At 63.7% G+C, this 20,704-nt stretch carries 17 protein-coding genes and 2 pseudogenes; 8 read left to right on the top strand and 11 right to left on the bottom strand.

The window, feature by feature from the left end:
* The first annotated feature begins 27 nt into the window (after positions 1–27).
* The 4 genes from ACTNFJ_RS01725 to ACTNFJ_RS01710 are packed head-to-tail and all read left to right on the top strand — an operon-like array spanning position 28 to position 5,799.
* Complete coding sequence (locus ACTNFJ_RS01725) at positions 28–2,145, top strand: hydantoinase/oxoprolinase family protein (RefSeq protein WP_435907027.1); 2,118 nt, start codon at positions 28–30, stop codon at positions 2,143–2,145.
* The gene (locus tag ACTNFJ_RS01720) at positions 2,142–3,812 is read left to right on the top strand and encodes a hydantoinase B/oxoprolinase family protein (protein ID WP_435907028.1); all 1,671 of its coding nucleotides are present in this window, start codon (positions 2,142–2,144) and stop codon (positions 3,810–3,812) included. The genes ACTNFJ_RS01725 and ACTNFJ_RS01720 overlap by 4 nt, the downstream gene beginning before the upstream one ends.
* Positions 3,813–3,841: 29 nt before the next feature.
* A complete protein-coding gene (locus ACTNFJ_RS01715) occupies positions 3,842–4,672 on the top strand; it encodes a polysaccharide deacetylase family protein (protein WP_435907029.1) in 831 nt (276 codons plus the stop codon).
* Positions 4,669–5,799, top strand: coding sequence for a C45 family autoproteolytic acyltransferase/hydrolase (locus ACTNFJ_RS01710; RefSeq protein WP_435907030.1), 1,131 nt, complete (start codon positions 4,669–4,671; stop codon positions 5,797–5,799). Before ACTNFJ_RS01715 ends, ACTNFJ_RS01710 begins: the two co-directional genes overlap by 4 nt.
* Here ACTNFJ_RS01710 and ACTNFJ_RS01705 read toward each other — a convergent pair.
* The 6 genes from ACTNFJ_RS01705 to ACTNFJ_RS01680 form a co-directional block, all read right to left on the bottom strand.
* Positions 5,796–7,628 (bottom strand): HNH endonuclease signature motif containing protein, encoded by a 1,833-nt coding sequence (locus ACTNFJ_RS01705; protein ID WP_435907031.1) that lies wholly within the window; start codon positions 7,626–7,628, stop codon positions 5,796–5,798. The two genes, ACTNFJ_RS01710 and ACTNFJ_RS01705, sit on opposite strands and share 4 nt — an antisense overlap.
* A 272-nt stretch (positions 7,629–7,900) precedes the next feature.
* On the bottom strand, positions 7,901–8,482 hold the full coding sequence (locus ACTNFJ_RS01700) for a hypothetical protein (RefSeq protein ID WP_435907032.1): 582 nt from the start codon (positions 8,480–8,482) through the stop codon (positions 7,901–7,903).
* A 197-nt stretch (positions 8,483–8,679) separates the two neighbouring features.
* Positions 8,680–10,155 (bottom strand): sugar transferase, encoded by a 1,476-nt coding sequence (locus ACTNFJ_RS01695; protein ID WP_435907033.1) that lies wholly within the window; start codon positions 10,153–10,155, stop codon positions 8,680–8,682.
* Positions 10,152–11,075: a hypothetical protein gene (locus tag ACTNFJ_RS01690; protein WP_435907034.1), complete on the bottom strand. Its 924-nt coding sequence runs from the start codon at positions 11,073–11,075 to the stop codon at positions 10,152–10,154. The genes ACTNFJ_RS01695 and ACTNFJ_RS01690 overlap by 4 nt, the downstream gene beginning before the upstream one ends.
* A gap of 56 nt (positions 11,076–11,131) precedes the next feature.
* Positions 11,132–12,556 (bottom strand): tyrosine-protein kinase domain-containing protein, encoded by a 1,425-nt coding sequence (locus ACTNFJ_RS01685; RefSeq protein WP_435907035.1) that lies wholly within the window; start codon positions 12,554–12,556, stop codon positions 11,132–11,134.
* 72 nt (positions 12,557–12,628) lie between these two features.
* Positions 12,629–13,234, bottom strand: coding sequence for an arsenate reductase/protein-tyrosine-phosphatase family protein (locus tag ACTNFJ_RS01680; RefSeq protein ID WP_435907139.1), 606 nt, complete (start codon positions 13,232–13,234; stop codon positions 12,629–12,631).
* Positions 13,235–13,352: 118 nt separating this feature from the next.
* Between ACTNFJ_RS01680 and ACTNFJ_RS01675 the strand changes: the two genes are divergently transcribed.
* The 3 genes from ACTNFJ_RS01675 (at position 13,353) to ACTNFJ_RS01665 (ending at position 16,421) form a co-directional block, all read left to right on the top strand.
* The gene (locus ACTNFJ_RS01675) at positions 13,353–13,922 is read left to right on the top strand and encodes a CPBP family glutamic-type intramembrane protease (protein WP_435907036.1); all 570 of its coding nucleotides are present in this window, start codon (positions 13,353–13,355) and stop codon (positions 13,920–13,922) included.
* Between the two features lie 28 nt (positions 13,923–13,950).
* Positions 13,951–15,762, top strand: coding sequence for a DUF4012 domain-containing protein (locus ACTNFJ_RS01670; RefSeq protein ID WP_435907037.1), 1,812 nt, complete (start codon positions 13,951–13,953; stop codon positions 15,760–15,762).
* 83 nt (positions 15,763–15,845) lie between these two features.
* On the top strand, positions 15,846–16,421 hold the full coding sequence (locus tag ACTNFJ_RS01665; RefSeq protein WP_435907038.1) for a hypothetical protein: 576 nt from the start codon (positions 15,846–15,848) through the stop codon (positions 16,419–16,421).
* Positions 16,422–16,691: 270 nt separating this feature from the next.
* Here the strand turns inward: ACTNFJ_RS01665 and ACTNFJ_RS01660 are convergent.
* Positions 16,692–17,036 (bottom strand): annotated as a pseudogene (locus ACTNFJ_RS01660) (transposase); the annotation flags it as partial.
* Positions 17,037–17,133: 97 nt separating this feature from the next.
* On the opposite strand from ACTNFJ_RS01660, the gene ACTNFJ_RS01655 reads away from it, so the two are divergent.
* The gene (locus tag ACTNFJ_RS01655) at positions 17,134–17,667 is read left to right on the top strand and encodes an acyltransferase (RefSeq protein WP_435907039.1); all 534 of its coding nucleotides are present in this window, start codon (positions 17,134–17,136) and stop codon (positions 17,665–17,667) included.
* Positions 17,668–17,800: 133 nt separating this feature from the next.
* Here the strand turns inward: ACTNFJ_RS01655 and ACTNFJ_RS01650 are convergent, their stop codons facing one another.
* The 4 genes and pseudogenes from ACTNFJ_RS01650 to ACTNFJ_RS01635 form a co-directional block, all read right to left on the bottom strand.
* On the bottom strand, positions 17,801–18,148 hold the full coding sequence (locus ACTNFJ_RS01650) for an integrase core domain-containing protein (RefSeq protein WP_435907040.1): 348 nt from the start codon (positions 18,146–18,148) through the stop codon (positions 17,801–17,803).
* Positions 18,099–18,290 (bottom strand): annotated as a pseudogene (locus ACTNFJ_RS01645) (IS30 family transposase); the annotation flags it as partial. The gene ACTNFJ_RS01650 and the pseudogene ACTNFJ_RS01645, both read right to left, overlap by 50 nt.
* A gap of 66 nt (positions 18,291–18,356) precedes the next feature.
* Positions 18,357–19,394 (bottom strand): glycosyltransferase family 4 protein, encoded by a 1,038-nt coding sequence (locus ACTNFJ_RS01640; protein ID WP_444711804.1) that lies wholly within the window; start codon positions 19,392–19,394, stop codon positions 18,357–18,359.
* A 95-nt stretch (positions 19,395–19,489) separates the two neighbouring features.
* Positions 19,490–20,659 carry an oligosaccharide flippase family protein gene (locus tag ACTNFJ_RS01635; protein ID WP_435907140.1) on the bottom strand — a complete coding sequence of 390 codons (1,170 nt, stop codon included), beginning with the start codon at positions 20,657–20,659 and terminating at the stop codon, positions 19,490–19,492.
* Between the last annotated feature and the right edge of the window lie 45 nt (positions 20,660–20,704).

Genomic DNA, 20,704 nt, shown 5'->3' with positions numbered 1-20,704 from the left:
AAGAGACACCACGATGGGGAGTCACCGATGACTGCACCGGCTTTAACAGCACCTGCAAAGACCGCACCTGCACCGACAGAAGTCGATCAGAAATGGACGATCAGCATCGATGCGGGCGGTACCTTTACCGACGCGATCGCGCGAAGCTCACTGGGCGAGATCCGCGAAGCGAAAGTCGCATCCACGCCTGAGGATCCATCGCGAGGGCTGACCCACGCGGTGCGCGAACTCGCAGCCAACGGGGTCCTTCTGAGCGACGTGAATTTGGTGTGTCACGGCACCACCGTGGCCACCAACGCCACTCTCACCGGCAATCTGGCGCGCGCAGCCCTGGTGACTACTACCGGATTTCGTGATGTGTTGGGGTATCGACAGTCCAATCGCCCCGACGTGTATAGCTTGACCCCGAGGCGCCCGTCTGACCTCGTGCCCCGTGACCTGCGTTTCGAGATTCACGAGCGTCTCGACTCGGCGGGTGAGGTGCTGACCGCGCCCAGTGAGGCAGACATCGAGTCGGTGATTGAGCAACTGCGCGCGGCCGACCCCGATGCCATCGCCGTCTCATTCCTGTTTAGCTACCTCAACGACTCGCACGAGCGACTGGTCGGTGCCGCGCTCCGCGAGGCATTCCCGGATCGCCCGGTGACGCTCTCTTCAGAGGTGGCGCGTGAGTTCCGCGAGTACCCCCGCACTGCGACGGTCGCCATCAACGCGGCGCTTCGGCCGATTGTCGAGACGTACCTCAACAATGCCAGCACCGCACTTCGTGAAGCCGGGGTTGCTGCCCCCTTGCTCGTCATGCAGTCGAACGGCGGGAGTGTCCCCGCGGCGCGCGCTGGTGCTGAGGCGCACAAGCTGGTGCTCTCGGGTCCGGCCGGTGGGGTGGCTGGTCTGCAGGCACTCGCCGAGACTCTCGATGAGCCGAACCTCATCAGCCTCGACATGGGGGGCACTTCGACCGATGTCTGCCTGCTGCGGGGGGCCACGATTCCGTTCACCACGACGCAGGACATTCAGGATCACACCCTGCTCGCGCCGACGGTTGACATTCATACGATCGGCGCCGGGGGCGGCAGCATCGCCTGGCTCGATCCGGCGGGGAGCCTCAAGGTCGGACCCGCTTCTGCCAAAGCGGTACCCGGACCCGCGTGTTACGGGCGCGGAGGTGTGGAGCCGACGATCACGGATGCGCACACGGTGCTCGGCACGCTGGGAGCCGGAGAACTGGCGGATGGTCTCACCATCGATCGAGACCTCGCGGTCGCTGCTGTGAAACGGATTGCGGATCCGCTCGGCATGAGCGTGGAGGAGGGGGCGCAGGCGATCATCGCGATCGGGCTGGCTCACATGATCCGCGCGCTGCGTAAGGTCAGCGTCGAGCGCGGGCTTGATCCGAGAGAGTTCTGTCTCGTGCCGTTTGGCGGTGCGGGCCCGCTGCACGCCGGGCTCATCCTGCGTCACATGGCGCTGAAAAACGTTATTGTGCCACTGCGCCCCGGGCTCTTTTCTGCGGATGGCCTGTTGGTTGCCGGGCTTCGCATCGACCGGTCGCAGACGATTCTGCGTACAGTGTCGGAAGAGACTCGGGCCGAGATCGCCGAGTGGCTCGATCTCAGCTCGGCGGAGTCGCTCGAGCAGTTCGCCGCAGACGGGATCCCACCCGAGCACATCAGCTCGGAGGCATCGCTTGATTGCAGGTATCAAGGCCAAGGGTTCGAGCTCAGCATCCCGCTGCCGGATTGGACGCCCGAGACCCTGCGCACCATCTCCGAACGCTTCCACGCGGCTCACGCCGAACGGTACGGCCACAGCAATGTCGAAGAACCGGTCGAGATTGTGACGATCAGACTCGCCTCGACCGGGGCCATCGATCGAGACCGAGAGGCGCTCTCCGAGGTCTCCCGTGTCTCCCTGCCGGAGGATGCCGTGCTCAGCACACGCCGCGTGATGCTCGATGATTTCGGGTGGATCGACACCCCGATCATCGACCGCGCAAAGCTGCCGGTCGGGTGCGAATTCGAAGGCCCCGCGATTATTCAACAAATGGATGCCACCACCGTGATCGTGCCCGAGCAGCACGTGCGCGTGCTGAGCACCCGGGATCTCATCATCACCGACGCACGCCAGAACGGAGACGCAGCATGAATGCCACCACTTCAGGGAGCGATCACGCACCCGCCATCGGCACAGTGACCTTCGAAGTTGCGTCTGCGGCGCTGCAGTCGGCAGCGGAGGAGATGGGGAGCGTGCTGAAGCGTTCGAGCTACAGCCCCATCATTCGCGACATGGATGACTTCTCGTGCGCACTCTTCACCGCGACGGGTGATCTTGTCGCCCAGGCCGACTACATTCCCGCGCAGCTCGGGGCAATGTCGCTCGTAGTGAAGTCGGTGCTGCGGCGCTGGGAAGGGCGCATTAACGAGCACGACGCATTCATCTGCAACCACCCCTACCAGGGTGCGATGCACCTCCCCGACGTGAATATCGTGACCCCGATCATGGTGGATGGCGAGCTCATCGCCTGGGCGGGCACCGCCGCCCACCACATCGACGTGGGCGGCGTGAACCCCGGTAGCGAGGGGCCAGAACTCACCGAAATTTATGGCGAGGGCGTGGTCATTCCGCCGCTGCGACTGTCGGTCGCGGGGGTCGAGAATGAAGAGCTGGTGGATCTGCTCACCGAGAACTTCCGCGACCCGCTGAGCACGCTCAGCGACCTGCGTGCCCAGCGTGCTGCGTGCAAGCTCGGCGAAGAACGTGTGCACGAGCTCGCGCGCCTGTATGGCACCGAGCAACTGCTCCAGATCATGCAGCGGATGCTCGACGTGGTCGAAACCGCGGTCGCCAGGCTGCTCGAGGCACTGCCCGACGGCGTGGGCGAGGCGGAGGGCGCGCTCGACGATGACGGTCGTGGTGGTGTGCCGACACGGGTGCACGCCCGTATCGAGAAGCGCGGTGATCGGCTGCACATCGACCTCTCGGACTCGGACAAGCAAACTGCCGGTGCGATGAACATTCCGTGGGCGAGCGCCCGTGCGGCACTGGTGTACGCGGTGCGCTGCGTGGTGGCCCCGGGCCTCGGATCAAACGATGGCCTGTTGCGAGTCCTCGACATCACCGCCCCGGAGGGTACGGTGGTGAACCCGACCCCACCGGCTGCGGTCTCGATCCGCCATAACACCTGCCAGCGGTTGGCCGACACCCTGATTCGGGCGATGTATGAAATCTGGCCAGATCGCGCGGTGGCGTCGAGCACGGTGAGTTTCTTCTGTTTCAACGCGGGATCCACGAACCCGTCGACGGGAATCCCGTCGGTCATGGCTGACGTGGTGGGGGGTGGAACCGGCGCCACGGCCGCGGGCGACGGGCTGGACGGGGTCGACACCTATATGTCAAACGTCGGGGTGATGCCCACCGAGGTCGTCGAGACGAACTACAACATTCGCATCAGAAAGACCGAGTTCCGGCCGGGTTCGCAGGGCCGCGGCACCTTCAATGGCGGTCTCGGCTTGGTGCGCGAATACGAGATCCTCAAGCACCCGCAGCACGTTACGTTCTATTCCGAGCAGACCGACGCGCGTTTCGCTCCGGAGGGCGCGACGGGCGGCGGCCGTGCAGAGGCGACCATCATCACGGTGATCGGGCCAGATGGGGTAGAGCTTGAGACCCCGATGAAAGCCTCTCGTATTCTCGAGCCTGGCACGATCGTGCGGGTGGAGACAGCGGGCGGTGGCGGTTTCGGCGACCAAACGCAGCGCGATCCTGCGCTCATCGCTTGGGATACTCGCGAAGAACGTCTGAGTGCATCGTAAGCCGTGGCTGAGATAACGAGGAGGTAGTGATGAGTACGTGGCCCGAGAATCGACCCTTCGCGGCAACCGTAAGCTTCGATTTCGATGCTGAAGAGGTGTGGATCGGCGAGAACCCTGCCAACGCACACGCACCGGGCGTGCTCTCGCAGGGCGCGTATGGCGCGAAGGTGGGAGTGCCGCTGATTCTCGAGGTGCTCGCTCACCATGAGGTTCGCGCGACGTTCTTCGTGCCTGGCAAGGACGCGTTGCGGCACCCGGAATCGGTGCGCAGCATTCTCGCGGCCGGGCATGAAGTGGCGCACCACGGGCATTCGCACACCTCGCCGACGAAGCTCACGCCCACGGAAGAGCGTGAGGAGTTGGAGACAGGCCTGCAGGTGCTGCGGGATCTTGGCGCAGACGTCACCGGCTATCGTTCGCCCTCTTGGGAGTTCACGCCTGAGACCCTCGACCTCCTGCAAGAGGCTGGTCTTTTGTACAGTTCGAATCTGCTCGATCACATCCTTCCCTACCGCCATCCCAAGCACGACCTCATCGAGGTGCCCGTGTCGTGGATCCTCGATGACGCACCGCATTTCTGGTTCGCGAACGACACGTGGGAGAAAACGATCCGTTCGCCCCGCGAGGTGCTCGATGTGTGGCTACCCGAAATCGACGGTATTGCACGGCTTGGGGGGCACGTGATGCTCACGATGCATCCGATGCTGAGCGGGCGGCCCTCCCGTTTGGCGATGCTCGATGAGGTACTCACCCACCTCAAACAGCAGGACGCGTGGATCGCAACCACTCACGAGATAGCCGAGTATGCGCGCGCCAGCGACCCGATCGCCCTGCGCCGGTGGCGAGGAGGGGCCGCGTGACACTGCCACGTATTCGTATCAGCGGGTCTGCTGCCGAACGCAGCGAGCAGTACGGGCGACTTGCGCGCGAGCAGATCCACCACATTCGTGCCGGCTACGAGCACGCGTTTGCCGCGAAGGGCACGAGCTGGGATGAGGCGGTGGCGTTTTCGCGGCAGTTCCTCCCGTTCATCGATGCGTACGCTGGTCATCTGCGGGATGAAATCGCAGGGATAGCTGCGGGCAGCGGTCTCACTTTTGACGAGGTGCTGACCTTGAACTGCCGGTCTGAGGTGTTGTACGCGGCGACGGTACGCACGCACAACGGCATCGCGGCGGGCAGTGCGACGCCGCATCGTGGCGAGTGCAGCGCACTGGCGCTTGAGGGCGATCGTTCGTCGACTGGCCAGCCGCTGGTGGCACAGAACTGGGATTGGCTCGAGACGCTCGGCCCGGGCGTCGTTTTGCTTGAGGTTGAGCGCGAAGACGGTCCGAACTACGTGACACTTGTTGAGGCCGGGTTGCTCGCCAAGATGACCATGAACGCGCACGGGCTAGCCATGGGTATCACCACCCTCGCAACTACCCGCGATGGTGCTGCGACTGGGCTTCCGTTTCACGTGTTGATTCGACTGCTTGCCGACGCTCCCAGCGTGTCGGAGGCGGTCGAGATGCTCGCGAGCGTGCCTCGCGCGACTGGTGGCAACTACATGTTGGCGACGGCCACCGGTGCCGTTGTCAATCTTGAGACTTCTCCTGGGGCGGCAGCGAATATTTCGCCGCAGGTGAGTCTGACGGGCGCGCTGGTGCACACGAATCACTTTCTTGACCCGGTGCCGGGGGGCGCGGATCTTGCAGCCCTTGCGATGCCCGACAGCTTTGTGCGGTACGGGCGGCTGCGCCGCGAGGTGGATCGGCACGATCGTCTCTCGCGCGAAGAGATTCAACGTGCGCTGACCGATCACACCGACTTCCCGAACTCCATCTGTTGTCACCCTGACGAGACAGCCGATCCGCGCAGTCGTTGGGCAACGATCGTCTCAGTCATGATGCATCCCGAGTCGCGCGCATTTGAGGTCGCCGCTGGTCTACCGTGCAGCTCCGACTGGAATCGACTGGACTATTCGGAGTTTCTCGCTGCAACCTAACCAGGGCTTTGAGGTGGCACAGTTCTCCCCTGGTCCGGCTCCGGAGGTGACTCGGAACTGCCGGATGGCGCAGTTCTCCCCCGGCCTGGCTCCGGAGGTGACTCGGAACTGTCGGGTGGCGCACTTCTCCCTGGATCTGGTTTCGGAGGTCGGCCAGAGTAATGGTATTCGGGCCGATCGGCATGATCAGCGCCCAGCGGGCTCGTCCAGATCAGCGTGCCACCCGACTCTTGCCGCACCGACCACCGTGCCGTGTCCATCAGATCGGGGTGTTTGAGCGCGTGGTGCCGGCGACACAAGAATGACGCATTTCCAAGGGTGGTCGCACCACCGTTCATCCACTCAACGGTGTGATCAACATCGCAGTAGTGGGTCGGCATCCGGCACCCGGGGAACCGGCAGTGCTGGTCGCGAGCCTCGAGCGTGCGCCGCATCGCCTCCGTGATCCGATACCGATCGGTCGACACGACCCCGCCGTCATCATCAAGACCCACCCGGTTCCACCCCGGCGCAGTCGCGGAGAGTTGCCGCGCGGTGACCCCGTCGATCGGCCCGTACCCGGCAAGAGTCGCGTGCTCGGCACGATCACCGGTGGGCAGCAACACCGTGACCGTGGGGGTGATGCCGTGGATCCCGGCCCGGTGCCTCGGAGCAATTCCGCGCCGACCCACGTTACCGAAACCAGCACCAGCACCAGCACCACCGCCACCTGCACCACCGGCACCACCACCACCGCCACCACCACCGGCAGCACCGGCAGCACCGGCAGCACCGGCAAAGCTCGCACAGTTCTCCCCCGCGTCCTGACAGGGGTTCCCGGTCACGCCAGTGAGCAGCAGATCGGCGAAGATATCGGCGCGAAGCTGATCCATCCCCCGCGTATCGGCACCCGGGTCAGCGGCTCCTGTCGCGCCGATCGCCCGTTTCGTAGCGCGTGCACCCTTTGAGAGGCGATCGAAGATGCCATAGGCCAGCACCGCGGACACTTCCGCCCCGAGCTCTGCCATCCCGTCTTCCAGTTCCCGCACCCACACCCGACGGCACGCGACTGCCTGCTCGTGGCGCACGTCGAGCGAGACTGGGTTCAGCGATTCTGCGACGCTGCGCAGTTTCGTGCGGAGCCTCCCCGGGGTGAGTTCCGCCGCAAGTTCCAGTGCCCGCGACTCGAACCCGGCCCGCACCGACGCCCCCTCGGCCCCACCCGGGAGCGCCGACCCCGCAGCTACGATCGCGCGCACATGCGCCGTGGTGATCCGCCCCTCACCAAGCGCAGCCAACACACTCGGAAACCGGGTCGCAAGACTCCACGCCTGCGCACACTGCTCAAGCAACGCACGGTCACTCACATGCACCCGAGTCGCGCACTCCGCAACGAACGACCGCAACACCACATCGTGCGCATCCGAAGCAGCCGGCACCACCTCCTCGCGCACATGCTGCGACAGAGCCACGATCTTCGCGAGCGCCCGCGCCTGATCAGCCTCAGCCTCGGCCTTGCGCTTGGTCGCCGCCACCCAGTCATCGCGATACCCGGCAAGCAACGCCAAATCATAATCGTGGATCAAGCCAGACCCGCCAACCTTCCCACGCCCGCCGCGGCCCCCACCGGCAGCTTCACCGGGTGGCATACCTGCATCGCCGGCCGCGCCGGCCGCCCCTGCACCACCAGTGCCACCAGCACCACCAGTGCCACCTGCCGCAGCTGTACCACCTGTACCGCTTGCAGCATTCGCCGCAACGAATCGCACCCGCGAGGCCCGCGCGCCACCCGCGCCGGGCGCCGAACTGGCCAGGCCAGCCGGCCCGCGAGTGAGATCGTCTTCGAACATATGTACAGTCAACCAGGCACTACTGACATTCACGACCCGTTAGCGCCCAGCCTGGATCCGAAGATTCGCCCGAATCCTCATTGAGCACCCTACAAAACAACAAAGACGTAACAGACTGAAATCGAGGCTCACCCTCCCAGCCCGAGCCTTCGACCGGTTTGCCTGCATACACCGGCGGTGGATCACCACCGCCCCACTCGGCCCACCAGACACAACAAAACCGCCGCACAACCCAAAGGCTGCACGGCGGTTTCGAGGAGAAAAAAGGAGTGTTACTCTGCGAGCTTGCGCTGCTTGCGCACTGCGCTTGCGACCAGCACGCCGCCACCGACGAATGCGAGTGCGCCGCCGGCAACCCATGCCCAGAGAAGCTGGTCGCCCGCTGCACCGGTCGTTGCAAGGCCGGTGCCAGCGCCGCCTGAAGCAGCGCCACCTGTACCGGCACTACCCACGGAGATGGCGACGGAGACGTTGCCCTTCGAGGGGGAGCTTGCGTTGAGCGAGTAGGTGCCCGACGCATTGGCCGGCAGCGTGACCGCCACGGGAGTGCCGCCTGCGAGAGCAGTCTTAGTGATCGCCGGGGAGGAGTTCACCACGGTGTAGAAACTCGCGAGTGTGGCACCCGCAGCGTTCTCACCGGTGAGCACGAATCGCACGGTCTCACCGGGCGTAAAGACACTTGCCCCGAAAGTAATGGTGGTGGTACCACCCGGAGCGACAACGGTCTGACCCGTGTACGACTCATTCGGCACCGGCGTGTAGCCGTTCGCCTGCGCCGCGGCGGGCACGGCGACCAGCGCAGCCACAGCAAGCGCGAAGCCAGCCACTACTTTCCGAATACGTGAAGTCTTCATTTTCTTTCCCCCCATTTGACTGAGAATTCGCCGAAGCGACTCTCGGTCACATTAAACACATAGCTCCAACGTAGTTGACGTGGTCCAGAATTGCGAGTCCCGCAAGTTAACATCGCGTAAAAAACGGGCTTCTTCGCACGCCTGCAAAACACCGTAACGACGATACCCGCAGAACAAGCGCTCCGTTACCCACGAAATCAGTAGGATCCATCGCTCGTCAGCACGGCTTTCGCAGTTCTCCACAAAATCGTTAAATCTCCGACAAGTGACCAATTCTCGACGTAATACAGGTCGAGGCGCACCGATTCCTCCCACGACAGGTTTGAGCGCCCGCTCACCTGCCAGAGCCCGGTGATGCCCGGCCGCGCAAGCAAGCGTCTGCGCGCTGCGTCTGAATACAGTGCGACCTCCGCCGCAACCTGTGGGCGTGGCCCGACCAAGCTCATCGAGCCGCCGAAGACATTGAAGAGCTGTGGCAGCTCGTCGAGTGAGTACTTTCGAATGAACGTGCCGATCGGGGTAATCCGAGGGTCATTCTTAACCTTGAATAAAGGTATCTGGCTTGTGCCCTGTTCCTTCAAGAGTGATGCAAGCTCCGCGTCAGCACCGACTCGCATTGAACGAAACTTCAGCATGGTGAAAGGCTTGCCCTGAAGGCCGACTCGTTCCTGCCGAAAAAAGATCGGACCGGGCGAACTCACGCGCACAGCTATTGCTGTGCCCAACAAGAGTGGTGCGGTCAACACGATAATCACACCGGTAAGCACCAGATCCATGAGTCTCTTGCTGATTCGACCCGCACGTGAAAAGCGCGGTGTTTCAATGTGGATCAGGGGGAGGCCTGCGACCGGTCGGGTAGTTATGCGAGGCCCACCAACGTCGGTAATTGCCGGAGCTACGACAAGGTGTTGCCGTCCTGATTCGAGGCCCCAACTAATCTCACGCACTTTCTCGGCTGGCAATTCTTCGGCCCCAGTTACAGCGACCGTGTCGGCCCCAGTCACTGACATCGCGGTGTGCACATCGTCAACGGAATGCCAGATGGGCACCCCCAGCGCCTCGAGATCATCACGCGATCCCGAGGGCACACAGGCTCCGACCACCCAGTACCCGGCGTAGGGGTTGCGGGCGAGGTCGCGGGCGACGCGCAGCACCGAGGTGGATCGGCCCACCAGCAGTACCCGCGCGCTGTACGAACCGCTTTCGCGCTGGGCGCTCAACCACTGACGCCACAACCATCGCGAGAGCCAGAGAGCGCACACACCGACCGGAAGCGCGATGAGTAAATAGCCCCGGGCTACGTCGATACGAAACAAGAACGCGAGAATTGCAATCGCGCCGAAGAGCCTTAGGCTCGCGTGAAAAATTCGCTTGTACTCATCTGAACCTGCGCCGATGACGCGATGATCGCGGGTGTCAAACAGTCCGAGCACGAGTGACCAAACCACGACAAGAAGGATGGAAAAAAGCCAGTACGACACTGACGAGATCCGTAGATCATTGCGCATCGCCACCTCGGCGGCGCCAGTGCCAAACCAGACGATCTGGGTGCCAAATATGACCCAAAGGAGCACGAGTACGTCTGTAACCGCGATGTTCCGTGCGTAACGCCCGCGCCAGTCCGGCCTCGCAATGGCTGAGGCGCTGGCATGGTCTGCAGTTGGTTTGATCATGACTCCCAGCTCATTGTCTCTACGCCCGCAGCACTCCAGACCCACACGCTGGGCCCAGCGGCCTGCACCGCCAGCACTCCGCTGCCCGGGGTGCACAGCTGCGCGAGACTCGCACCGTCCGCGCCCCATTGCTCGAGCAGCACGCCATCGCACTCGGCCACGGCCTCGCGTGCGGTCACGAGCGCGCCATCCGTTGCGGCCGACGCCGCAACGACGTTTGCGAGTTCCAGCGGCTGCCACGCGGCGTCGATCCACCTGGAAACCTGGCCAGCGCAAATCACGACAGGGGCCGCAGCGGGTGCGCCGGCGACCGCCTGCGCGGGAACCTCGCAGGGCAGAGACAACTCGGCCGTCGGGGTGCGCAGCACACCCGCACTGGCGTCGATAGCGGCCGCCCCGGTGATCGATGCGGGGTACGCCTGCCAGAAGGTGCCGCCGGTGAAGGTGCGTAGCACCTGGGTTTCGCACTCGGGCCCCACGCGCACCACGGCCTCGGCCGTCACCGCGTCGATCGCCTGCAACCAGAGCACCTCGCGCACATCGATACCTGCGGGGGTGACGCTGACCCAGGTCTGCGCGTCGGCGGATCGCTCCATCGCTACCGCAGTGTCGACAGAAGCGGCCGCGTCGGCGGTGCAGGTTGCGGCAGCAGCCCGCCACAGCACGGACTCATCGGCAAGGCTCAGCGACGCACCAGTCGGGCTCAGCTCGGGAAGCGCGGGGGGTTGCTCAGTGGGCAGGGGTTCTGGGTCAGACAGATCCGCTATCAGCTCGGCGGGGCGTCGCTCGGGCTGCTCGCCAGCGGCGGCCCCGAGCTGCAACGAGGCCATCACGAGCGCGAATACTACGACGGCAAGCACCACCACGCCCACCCACGTCAGCAGTGGCTTCAGCTCAAATTGCGCGCGTGCTCGCCCCATTGCAGCCTCTCCCCCAGTGTGTTCGCGCCGTCAGTGTGTTCGTACAGAAAGCGGCGTTACGACGATGCCGGTGTCTTACTTCGACGACCCCCGCGGCCCTTCGGCTCGGGTGCCGCAGTGTAGCCATAGCCGTAGCTGCCATACCCGTAGCGGCCATACCCGTAGGCGTCGGCCCCCTTGGTGGGAATCATCGAGAGCACGAGGCCCGCGAGCTTCGCCCCGGCCTGTTCGAGGCTCGAGATGGCGCCTTCGAGCTGATGCCGCGAGGTGCGCCCCACGCCGACCACCACGATCGCGCCGCCGGCCGACTTCGCCACGACGGCGGCATCGGTGACGGGGAGCAACGGGGGCATGTCAAAGAGCACCACGTCAAACGCGCTCTCGAGGTCGCCGATCAGTTGCGTCATGGCTTTCGAGCCGAGCAACTCGCTGGGGTTCGGCGGAACCGTGCCGGCGAGCAGCACGTAAAGCGTCTGTCGCCCCCAGCGCTGCACGACGTCGGCGAGCTGCGCGCGCCCGGCCAATACATCGGAGAGGCCCGCACTGCCCTCGAGATCAAGGTACGTCGCGAGCTTCGGGCGACGCATATCGGCATCGACGAGCATCACTTTGAGGCCCGCGTCGGCCATCGCGACCGCGAGGTTCGCGGCGGTGGTCGACTTGCCCTCCGACTGGATCGAGCTCGTCACCACAAAGCTCTTGCGCCCGTCGAGATCAATGAACTGCAGGTTGGTGCGCAGCGCCCGGAACGATTCGGAGCGCGGCGAGCGCGGATCCTCTTGCACGATCAACGGGCGTTCCTTCGCCTTCGGGTCGAAGGCGATGCCGCCAAGGATCGGCGACTCGGTGATGTCACGCACGTCACGCTCGTTGCGCACGCGGGTGTCGAGCACTTCGCGCAGCACGGCTATGCCGATGCTCAGGGCGAGGCCGACAAGCAGGCCGAGCGCGAGGTTCACCGGCACGTTGGGGCTTGCCGGCGCACTGGCCACCTGCGCCTGCTGCACCTGCGTGAGCCGCACCGGCGACACATCTGAACCCGCCGGGCGCTCGATCGCCTCGACCGTCACGGCCAGGCTCTCGGCGATCGCGTCGGCGAGTTCGGCGGCAAGCACCGGGTCGGCGTCCGAGACGGTGATGTTGATGATGAGGGTGTTGAGCGCAGCCGAGGCGTTGACCTTTTCTGCCAGCTCTTCACTGCTGGTGTTGAGCTCGAGCTCGCCAATCACGGGCACGAGCACGGTCTGCGTCGAGACGAGGCTCACGTAGGTCGAGACGCGGGCCTGCGTGAATGAGTTGCCCTGCTGCAGCTCGGCCACTGACTGCGTGCCCTGCGCTGACACGAAGACTTTGCTCGTCGATTCGTACAGCGGGGTACGGGTGAGCGAGTACGCCGCGGCGGCCCCCACACCGATGAGTGTGATCACCACGATGAGCAGCCAGTTTTTGCGCAGCACGCGAATGTAGTCACGCAGTTCCATGCGTGCGACCTCCCCCTTGAGCGGGGGCGAACCCCGCAAGTCGATGTGCCAGGCGCACAGCGCCAGCCTGCGTCAATCCTGCCATAGCACCGGAAGCGAGAGCACGCGGGCGACGGCGTCAAGGCCCGGCTGCATCTGCTCGGCCGAGCGGGCATAGGTCTTCTCGCTGCGACGGTACGGGTCGACCACGTCGTCCTCGGCGGGGTCGACTGGTGGCGGGGTCATGCCGCGGGCGTCGGAGAGCAGCCCGAGCACCGCGGCGAGTCGCGACTCGGCGTCGGTGCCCACGAACGGGCCGTCAACGGCACGCGCGAGCGCCGCGTCGTCGAAGTGGGCGGCGAGGCGGGCGAACTCCCGCAGCGTAAAGGTGCGCCGCAGCAGCGCGGGGGCGAGCCCCACGATTCGGGCTCGATGCTCGCGCTCCATGCCCAGCACCAGCGAGGCGCCCTGCAGCACGGGCTCACCGAGGTAGCGGGCGGCGTGGCCGGTGGGGTCGCCGCCGAGCCGGGCGCTCCACCTGGCCGCGGGTTCGGGCATCGGCTGTCCCGCCTCGGCCTGCGTGCCGGCGCTCTCGATCACTAGTCGGCCGGAGGAGGCGGCCGGCAGGTGCGCGAGCTTGGCGCGCAGCACCTGCTCGCCCAGCGGAGACCGGCACAGGTTACCCGTGCACACCATCATGATCCGCACCAGGGCCCCCTTCCGCCGCGCGCCCCCAGCGGGCACTATCGACGAGCAGTCTAGCGGCATTCAATGAACTTCCTATTTCGTGCAGGTGCCGCTCGCTAGGCTAGGCACCGTGATCGATTCCTCCCCCACCGCGCCGCCCGCCCCGCGCAATCTGGGGGCGGATCCCACGAAGCTCATGCTGCTCCCCCGCTTCGCGGCGATCGACCTCGCCTACGCGTTGCTCTTCGGCATCGCCCTGCGCAGTGTCGCGGTGGGGCTCGAGGCCCTCGCGGCCGGCGGGTTCGCCATGCCGGGCCTGGTGCAGTTCGACGGGCAATTGGTGCCGGCGCAGTGGATCTGGATGATCTGGGTGCCGCTGCTGCTCTCGCCGGTGGTAGAGGAGTGGGTGTTTCGCGGCGTGCTGCAGCCGCTCGCGGCGCGTGGCTTCACCCGGGCGGGCGCGCACCGCGGCACGGCCACGGCGGTCGCGGTGGTGTTCGTCGCGGCGCTCTTCGCGGCCGGGCACGTGGCGCTAAACCCGGGCGGGTGGCCGCTGGTCACCGCATCCGTCACCTTCGCCGTGGGGCTCGCGTGCGGCGCACTGGCCGCCTTCACCGGCCGCCTGGGCACCGCGATCGGCGTGCACTTCGTGTTCAACGCCACCGGGGTGGGCATGCTGCTGCTCGGCACCTTCGGCTGAGCGCCGGCGAGTGAGTACCCTGGGTGTGATGACCGACACGACTACCGCCCCAGCCGCCCAGCCCCTGCGCACGAGGCCGCGCCGCAGGCGCCGCCGCACGTGGGTGTGGATCATCGTCGGTCTGCTCGCCGCCCTCGTCGCCATTACCGCGTGGATCGGGATCCGCGGGTGGCTCGCGTACCAAGAGGTGCAGACGGCCCGCGGCGCGGTCACGGGCATCGGCGAACAGCTCACCGCAGACCCCGCTGCGGCGGCCGAAGCGCTCGCAGAGACCGGCGCGCACACCGAACGGGCCGCGAGCCTCACCTCCGACCCGATCTGGCGCGCGGCCGAGTTTGTTCCGGGCCTCGGGCAAAACCTCGCCGCGTTCCGCATCACCTCCGATTCGCTCGACGCGGTGGTGCGCGAGATCGGGGTGCCGCTGATCGAGCCGGCATCACAGCTCGAGGGCTCACTGAGGCCGGTCGATGGCCGACTCGACCCGGCCCCCCTGCTCGCGATGCAGCCCGTGGCCGCAGACGCCGCCGCGCGCATCACCGAGGTCGAGGCGGCGATGGCCGGCATCGACACCGATGCGCTGCTGCGACCGCTCGCCGAGGCGGTCGACGAGTTCGCCGCCCAGCTGGCTCCGGTCTCGAGTGGCGTGCACGCGGTGCACGGCGGCACGCAACTGGTGCCCGCGCTGCTCGGCGCCGACGGGCCGCGCGACACGCTGCTGCTCTTCCTCAACAACGCCGAGCTGCGCTCGACGGTCGGCATTCCCGGGGCGCTGGCGCTCGCGCACACCGACCAGGGCGCGATCTCGCTCGCGCAGCAGGCCTCCACCCGCGACTTCCCGAAGTTCGACGAACCGGTGATGACACTACCGCCAGAGATCCGCGGAATTTATGGGGATCGGCCGGCACTCTGGATACAGAACGTCACCTACGCGCCCGAGTTCCCGCTCTCTGGCGAACTCGCCGTCACCATGTGGGAGCGGCAGTTCGGCACCCGGCCGCAGGCCGTGATCGCACTCGACCCGTTCACGCTCGCGGGCGTGCTCGAGGCCACCGGCCCCATCACCCTGGCCAACGGAGTGACCCTCTCAAGCGAGAACGCGGTGCAGTTTCTCCTCCACGACGTCTACATCTCGTACCCTGAGCCGGCCATGCAAGACCTGGTGTTCGCCGATGCGGCCGCCCAGGTGTTCGACGCAGTGGCCTCGGGCGGCTACGACCCGGTCGCGCTGATAGGCGCGCTGGCGACCGCCGCTCAAGAGAACCGCGTGAGGGTGTGGAGCAGCATCGAGGCCGAGCAGGCCGTAATCGCGGGCACCCTGCTCGAGGGCACGCTGCCGCAGAGCACGCCAGGCGAGGCACGGTTCGCGATGCTGCTCAACGACGGCACCGGCTCGAAGATGGGCTACTACCTCGCGAGCAGCGTCGAGGTCGTCTCTGGCGGCTGCCCGGTAGCCGCAGCGGATCCGCGCGTCACGCTGCGCATCACACTCACGAACACGGCACCGGCCGATGCGGGGGCGACGCTGCCCGACTACATCACCGGCGGCGGCTGGTTTGTCGATATGCCCAAGGGAGACATCCTCACGCTCGCGCAAGTGTACGCACCCCCGGGATTCGAGTTGCAGCGCATGGCGTTCGATGGGGCACCCGAGGGTCCGGGCTCGTCGGAGTTCGCTTTCGAACGCTCGCTCGCCACCTGGAATCCGAGGCTCGCGCCCGGGCAGAGCAGCGTGCTCGAGCTCGAGTACCTCGCAATCGACCACGCGGGGGCAGAGCTGGCCTGGCAGCAGACCCCGACCTTCCAGCACACCGGCACCGACCCCGCCGGCCGCCTCTGTTAGGCCTCGTGTATCGTTAGGCGGAGTATGTGTAATGCCGACACGCGGTTTTGCTCGACATATGCACTCTTGCTGGGGGAACACACATGAATTCACGCTTCTTGAAGCGCGCACTCGCGGCGCTGGCACTCGTCGCGGCGGCGCTCCTGGCGGCTCCGACGATGGCGCAGGCTGTTGGCGAGGGCTACCCCGCAGACGATTCCTACCAGGCACCCCCCGCGTCGGTTGCTCCGGGTGGCACGGTGACCCTTGGGTTTCCCGACGGGTCTTTCGCTGCCAACCAGCCGGTGAGCTTCACTCTCAACGGCGAGAACGCTCAGGCGGGTGCCACAATCGCGTCATTCCGAACCGAGATTGACACCCAGAGCAGGGTGCTCAATGCCACTCCTCAGGGTGCACTCACCGCGAAGGTGACCCTGCCGACCAACGCGGTGGGCACCTACAACCTCACCGCTGCCGCTTCAGGCACGGGTTGGACGCGCACCTGGAAGATCACCGTGGCCAATCCTGGTGGATCAGCTAGCGCCTCCGAGCTCGCAGTCGGCGGTTCAGACTCAAACCAAGCGCTGTGGATCTGGGTCGGCGGCGGGGCTCTTGCCCTGGTCGGCGGCGGGCTCCTCGTCGCCAGTTCGATCCGCAAGAGGCGCAAGCAGGTCGGATAGAGCGTTCAACGAGCGCGCCAACGATCACTCTGGGGCAGGGCGATATGCGTTGCCAGCGTGGCATCGATGCACGATGCACGATGCACGATGCACGATGCACGGACGGTACCGGAAATGAGTGGTTGATGTGTGGGTAGCGGGCAGCCGATTCTGTTGTCGTTTACCGACTCGCCAGAACATGAAGTCGTGAGACCGTGCATCCACGAAATGATGAGATCCGGTGTCGATTCTGAAATCGGACGATCCTATACATGTCAAGTCGCTAGAAGTATCGGTGTTGAGGTCACGATAAACCTCGCGCGCGCTAAACCGTTTGAGGCACCTAAACACGTCCTTCTTTGAAAGCCCCTCACTGAGGCGGCGTTGTATTTGGTCAATCATTCGGGCGTCGTATCGGAGTCTGACCACGGCGATCATATGGAGTGCTCTGTTCGCTTTTCGGTCGCCGCCGCGGTGGAGACGCATCCGGTGACTTTTCCCTGAAGACACCGGCACAGGGGCAGCCCCGCAGAGTCTCGCGAACGCAGCTTCGCTACGCAGCCGGTCGATGTTCTCGTCGGCGGTGATGAGGAACTGGGCAGCATGGATAGTGCCGGTTCCCATTCTGCTGACTAAGGGAAGCACCCGGTCTCCTTCGTTACCTGAAGGTGACCGGGTGCAACTATCTGGGTCGTTTAGTGGCAGTCCGGGCCGCGCCGGTAGAGTGTCTCGAATGACTGACCTGCGCCTTGCCGTTTACCTTTACATCGCCCGCTGGCTCCCCGACTCGGAGAAGCCCGGAGGCATGCTGGCGAGGAAGATCCGCCGCGCAGTGGCGTCCCCGTTGTTCGCGGAGGCTGGGCGCAACATCAACATCGAACGTGGAGCATACTTCGGACGCGGCAACAATGTGCGGATTGGTTCGCGTTCAGCCATCGGCATCCGCTCCGAACTGCACGGGCCCGTCACAATTGGGGACGACGTGATGATGGGGCAGAACGTCGCCATCCACGCAACTAACCACCGGTTCGATGACCTGACACGACCCATGATCGAGCAAGGCTTCACCGCGCCATCACCAGTCACCATCGGAAATGACGTGTGGATTGGGCGGAGTGCGATCATCCTTGCCGGGGTCACCATCGCGGATCACGCAATCATCGGGGCCGGTTCGGTGGTCACAAAGAGCGTTGAGCCCTACATGATCGTTGGGGGCAATCCCGCTCGCGTAATCGGTGACCGTCGCGAGCGGGATTTTGTTGCCTAGCGGAGCAGTTCGATGTGCATAATAACCTCCGCGGCTGACCTGATCCCCTGCCGCGAAGCTCGCGGGAAGGTCGGTCAGGCTGCCGCTGGTGCCGGGCCTTTGCCCTTGATCTTGGACACACTGTCAGATGGTTTTAGGCCGCGGTAGCGAGCCTAACCGTGAATCCGACCTCGTACACGCTCGGAGCGACGTTCCCGATCGCTGAGTGTCGCCTTCTCGTATTGTATCGGTTCGCCCACCGAAACACCGCCCGGTACGCGGTAGCAGCATCCGGAAACGCTTCCCGGCCCTCGAGGAGTTCCCGTTTCAGGGCCGCATTGAGGCTCTCGGCAAGGGCATTATCTGCGCTCGACCCAATGGCTTGCGTAGACTGCTTCACACCGTACCGCGCACACAGCTTCACGTAGTCCTTCGATGTATGGACACCAGATTCAACCGGTCGATGCAACACCAGCTTGTTGAACCAAGAGTAGCTGCTCATTGAATGCCTCCGCCGGAGTCTTCCACCCAAGAGATTTCCGAGGCCTGCTCTTCAACGCATGAGCAACCGCCTCAAGATCCTCAGCACCCCACCTGGAGAGATTCGTACTCTTCGGGAAGTACTGCCTCAGGAGTGGACTTGTACCCGAAAGGACACAGATGCTGCGATCAGGAATCTAACCAAGCGACTCCATCAATCCCAGGGCACATCACTCACACTCCTTGCACAGCGCCTCAGAATAGGCAGAAGCGTACTGATCCCTCCTTCCCTGCTCAGCAAATCTGCTTTGCGCGTAAGACGATATCTCCGCAGGACTCCATCGGCGACTATCCGAAATCAGCGAGATAACTGCCTCGGCAAGCACAGACCCGGTCCGTTGGGGGGCGATCCTCGAAGCTTCCGGGGGCAAGAAGTCGAGATGCTCACCATATCCTGTGGCAACGACAGGCAAACCTTGCCCCAAGGCCTCGGCGAATGCAACACCAAAAGTTTCAGAATGTGTTGGAAGGATAAAGAGGTGGCTCCTTCGAAGTAGATTGGAAACCAGATTGGGCTCCACTTGGCCAGGAAGGTGGAGACAATTTGCGAGCTCCAGTTCCTTCGATCGCTCAACCATAGCGCTCTCTAACGGGCCCTTACCCACCCAAGTAAGCTCAGCCGCTATTCCGCGTACTCGCAGTTCTTTTACTGCGTCAAGCGCGAGGAGTGGACCTTTATGTGCGATTAGATTCCCCACCCCGATCATGCGCAACGGGGAGCCGTTTCGGGCTTCTGGCGGCTCAGCTAAACCATCTGAAGACCCCAACGATACATGATTCGGAATTACCCGGATCTGCACTCGCGCATGGTCTTTCATAGCCGCTGCGAGATCATGACCGACTGCAACAAGCACATCAGGTCGCAACAGGAATCGGACGAGGAGGGATCTCCCAATACGTTTCTTGAGCGCTGGCTTCGTTTGCATCAGACCCGACCAATGTTCTGTATGTATCCACGGAACGTTTGGCCGAACTAGCAGCAGAGGAAGTAGTGAATGCATGGCCATTGAATGGAGCACATCGGAGTTATTGAGCTCACGTACAAGTGCACGACGTGCACGACGCACCGAAGCCGCTCGAAATGGATTGAATTCGATCCTCTTCACCAGTATTCCCGAGTCAGTGCGACTGCATCTGGGTTCCTCACTATCTAAGTCGCCTGACTTCGCAAAATGAAGAACAGTAACATCATGAGCGGACTGTAACATCTCTGAATCACGCAACATGAAGGCGCCAGCCCCCGGGTGCTTTTCAGAAGGAAACCAAGGGGTGACCACAAGTACACGCATGATCTTCAGACCTCCTAGTTCTCTTTTTCGGCTGAAGCATCGAAACCACGAGCTGCAAGTAGAGCCATGAATATCCAAATCACAAGCAGTGAAGCCATGATGAGCGAAAGTATGCTGACTGCAGCAAGCAAATCAAACCGAGTGAAAGCAAGAAAACAAACAGCGGCAGCGGTCGAGATAAAGGCGAAGGCTAATGCCCATTCCTGCTTGTTCGTGATTACGAAGACGTTTGCGACGGGAGACGTCAGCGCAACCATGAACAGCCAGGGTACCAAAGCTTGCGCGATCTTCCCCGCTTCACTCCATTGTTCACCGAAGAGGAATGGGAACAGAAACGGTGCCGTTGGATAGAAGACAGCAAACACTGGAACAGAGAAAAGCAGAATTCTGAGTAACACGGCACGAAGTATCCTCGACATGTCACCAGGCATCGCCGTAGAGAGCCGCTGAAGCATCACCTGGGCAATTGCTCCGTTCATCAGGCTTACTGGAGCTTTGGTCAGTTGAAACGCGAGCGAAAACTGTCCAAGGGCGCTGATTGCAATATTCGCGATCAGGATATTTATACCAGCGGTCTTGACTGCGTCAAGAACCGCAGTTGGGAGGCCAATAAGGGGCATCCTTTTGTATTTCCGCGCTACCTCAAGCTTGGTGGGCGCGTCAGCCGGAAGTCGCTTAAGCAGTTCAGGCGTGCGAAGTGTAACCAATAGGAGCGTAAGAGCTTGACCGACTAGGAGGCCAGCCATAAGCCCCTCGTACCCTCCCAATGCGAACGCAAATCCGATTTGACAGGCGGCTACGGCCACCGACTGTGCCAAGCGATTCGCAGCGATTGCACGATAATCCTGCTCCCTATTGAGCCAGAATTGCACGTTGACAATCTGCGCCACGAAGTACGTCGCCACCCCAGCGGAAGCGAGCCACACTGCGAATTTGAATTCACCGTAGCGTTCAGCAACGAGAGGGGATGCTAGTAAGAGCAAAACGGAAAGCATTGCGGATGATAACATGATCGACCGCGTAGCCAGTCTCTGCAAGACACGAGCGGTAGTGTCTGATTTCGGGAGCATGACTGCCACATCGAAACGACCTGCGGCTACTGTTACCCCGATAGTCACAACAGATTGGATAATCGCAAACAACCCGAGGTCTCCGGGACTGTAGAGTCTCGCTAGAGGAATCATCGAGACTACGGTCACCACTTGTGCACTAGCCGTCCCAGATAGGAT

Source organism: Leucobacter shiyiweii (genome assembly GCF_052446065.1).
GTDB lineage: Bacteria > Actinomycetota > Actinomycetes > Actinomycetales > Microbacteriaceae > Leucobacter.
The sequence above is the reverse complement of the archived record's forward strand: the minus strand, read 5'-3'. Positions and strand labels throughout refer to the sequence as shown.

What these genes read in the sequence shown, in the direction of transcription:
- ACTNFJ_RS01655 (WP_435907039.1), top strand. Translation starts at nt 17,134, where the DNA reads ATGACTGACCTGCGCCTTGCCGTTTACCTTTACATCGCCCGCTGGCTC.
- ACTNFJ_RS01680 (WP_435907139.1), bottom strand. Translation starts at nt 13,234, where the DNA reads ATGATGGTGTGCACGGGTAACCTGTGCCGGTCTCCGCTGGGCGAGCAG.
- ACTNFJ_RS01720 (WP_435907028.1), top strand. Translation starts at nt 2,142, where the DNA reads ATGAATGCCACCACTTCAGGGAGCGATCACGCACCCGCCATCGGCACA.
- ACTNFJ_RS01650 (WP_435907040.1), bottom strand. Translation starts at nt 18,148, where the DNA reads ATGAGCAGCTACTCTTGGTTCAACAAGCTGGTGTTGCATCGACCGGTT.
- ACTNFJ_RS01725 (WP_435907027.1), top strand. Translation starts at nt 28, where the DNA reads ATGACTGCACCGGCTTTAACAGCACCTGCAAAGACCGCACCTGCACCG.
- ACTNFJ_RS01670 (WP_435907037.1), top strand. Translation starts at nt 13,951, where the DNA reads ATGACCGACACGACTACCGCCCCAGCCGCCCAGCCCCTGCGCACGAGG.
- ACTNFJ_RS01685 (WP_435907035.1), bottom strand. Translation starts at nt 12,556, where the DNA reads ATGGAACTGCGTGACTACATTCGCGTGCTGCGCAAAAACTGGCTGCTC.
- ACTNFJ_RS01715 (WP_435907029.1), top strand. Translation starts at nt 3,842, where the DNA reads ATGAGTACGTGGCCCGAGAATCGACCCTTCGCGGCAACCGTAAGCTTC.
- ACTNFJ_RS01635 (WP_435907140.1), bottom strand. Translation starts at nt 20,659, where the DNA reads ATGATTCCTCTAGCGAGACTCTACAGTCCCGGAGACCTCGGGTTGTTT.
- ACTNFJ_RS01640 (WP_444711804.1), bottom strand. Translation starts at nt 19,394, where the DNA reads ATGTTACAGTCCGCTCATGATGTTACTGTTCTTCATTTTGCGAAGTCA.
- ACTNFJ_RS01705 (WP_435907031.1), bottom strand. Translation starts at nt 7,628, where the DNA reads ATGTTCGAAGACGATCTCACTCGCGGGCCGGCTGGCCTGGCCAGTTCG.
- ACTNFJ_RS01700 (WP_435907032.1), bottom strand. Translation starts at nt 8,482, where the DNA reads ATGAAGACTTCACGTATTCGGAAAGTAGTGGCTGGCTTCGCGCTTGCT.
- ACTNFJ_RS01665 (WP_435907038.1), top strand. Translation starts at nt 15,846, where the DNA reads ATGAATTCACGCTTCTTGAAGCGCGCACTCGCGGCGCTGGCACTCGTC.
- ACTNFJ_RS01695 (WP_435907033.1), bottom strand. Translation starts at nt 10,155, where the DNA reads ATGATCAAACCAACTGCAGACCATGCCAGCGCCTCAGCCATTGCGAGG.
- ACTNFJ_RS01690 (WP_435907034.1), bottom strand. Translation starts at nt 11,075, where the DNA reads ATGGGGCGAGCACGCGCGCAATTTGAGCTGAAGCCACTGCTGACGTGG.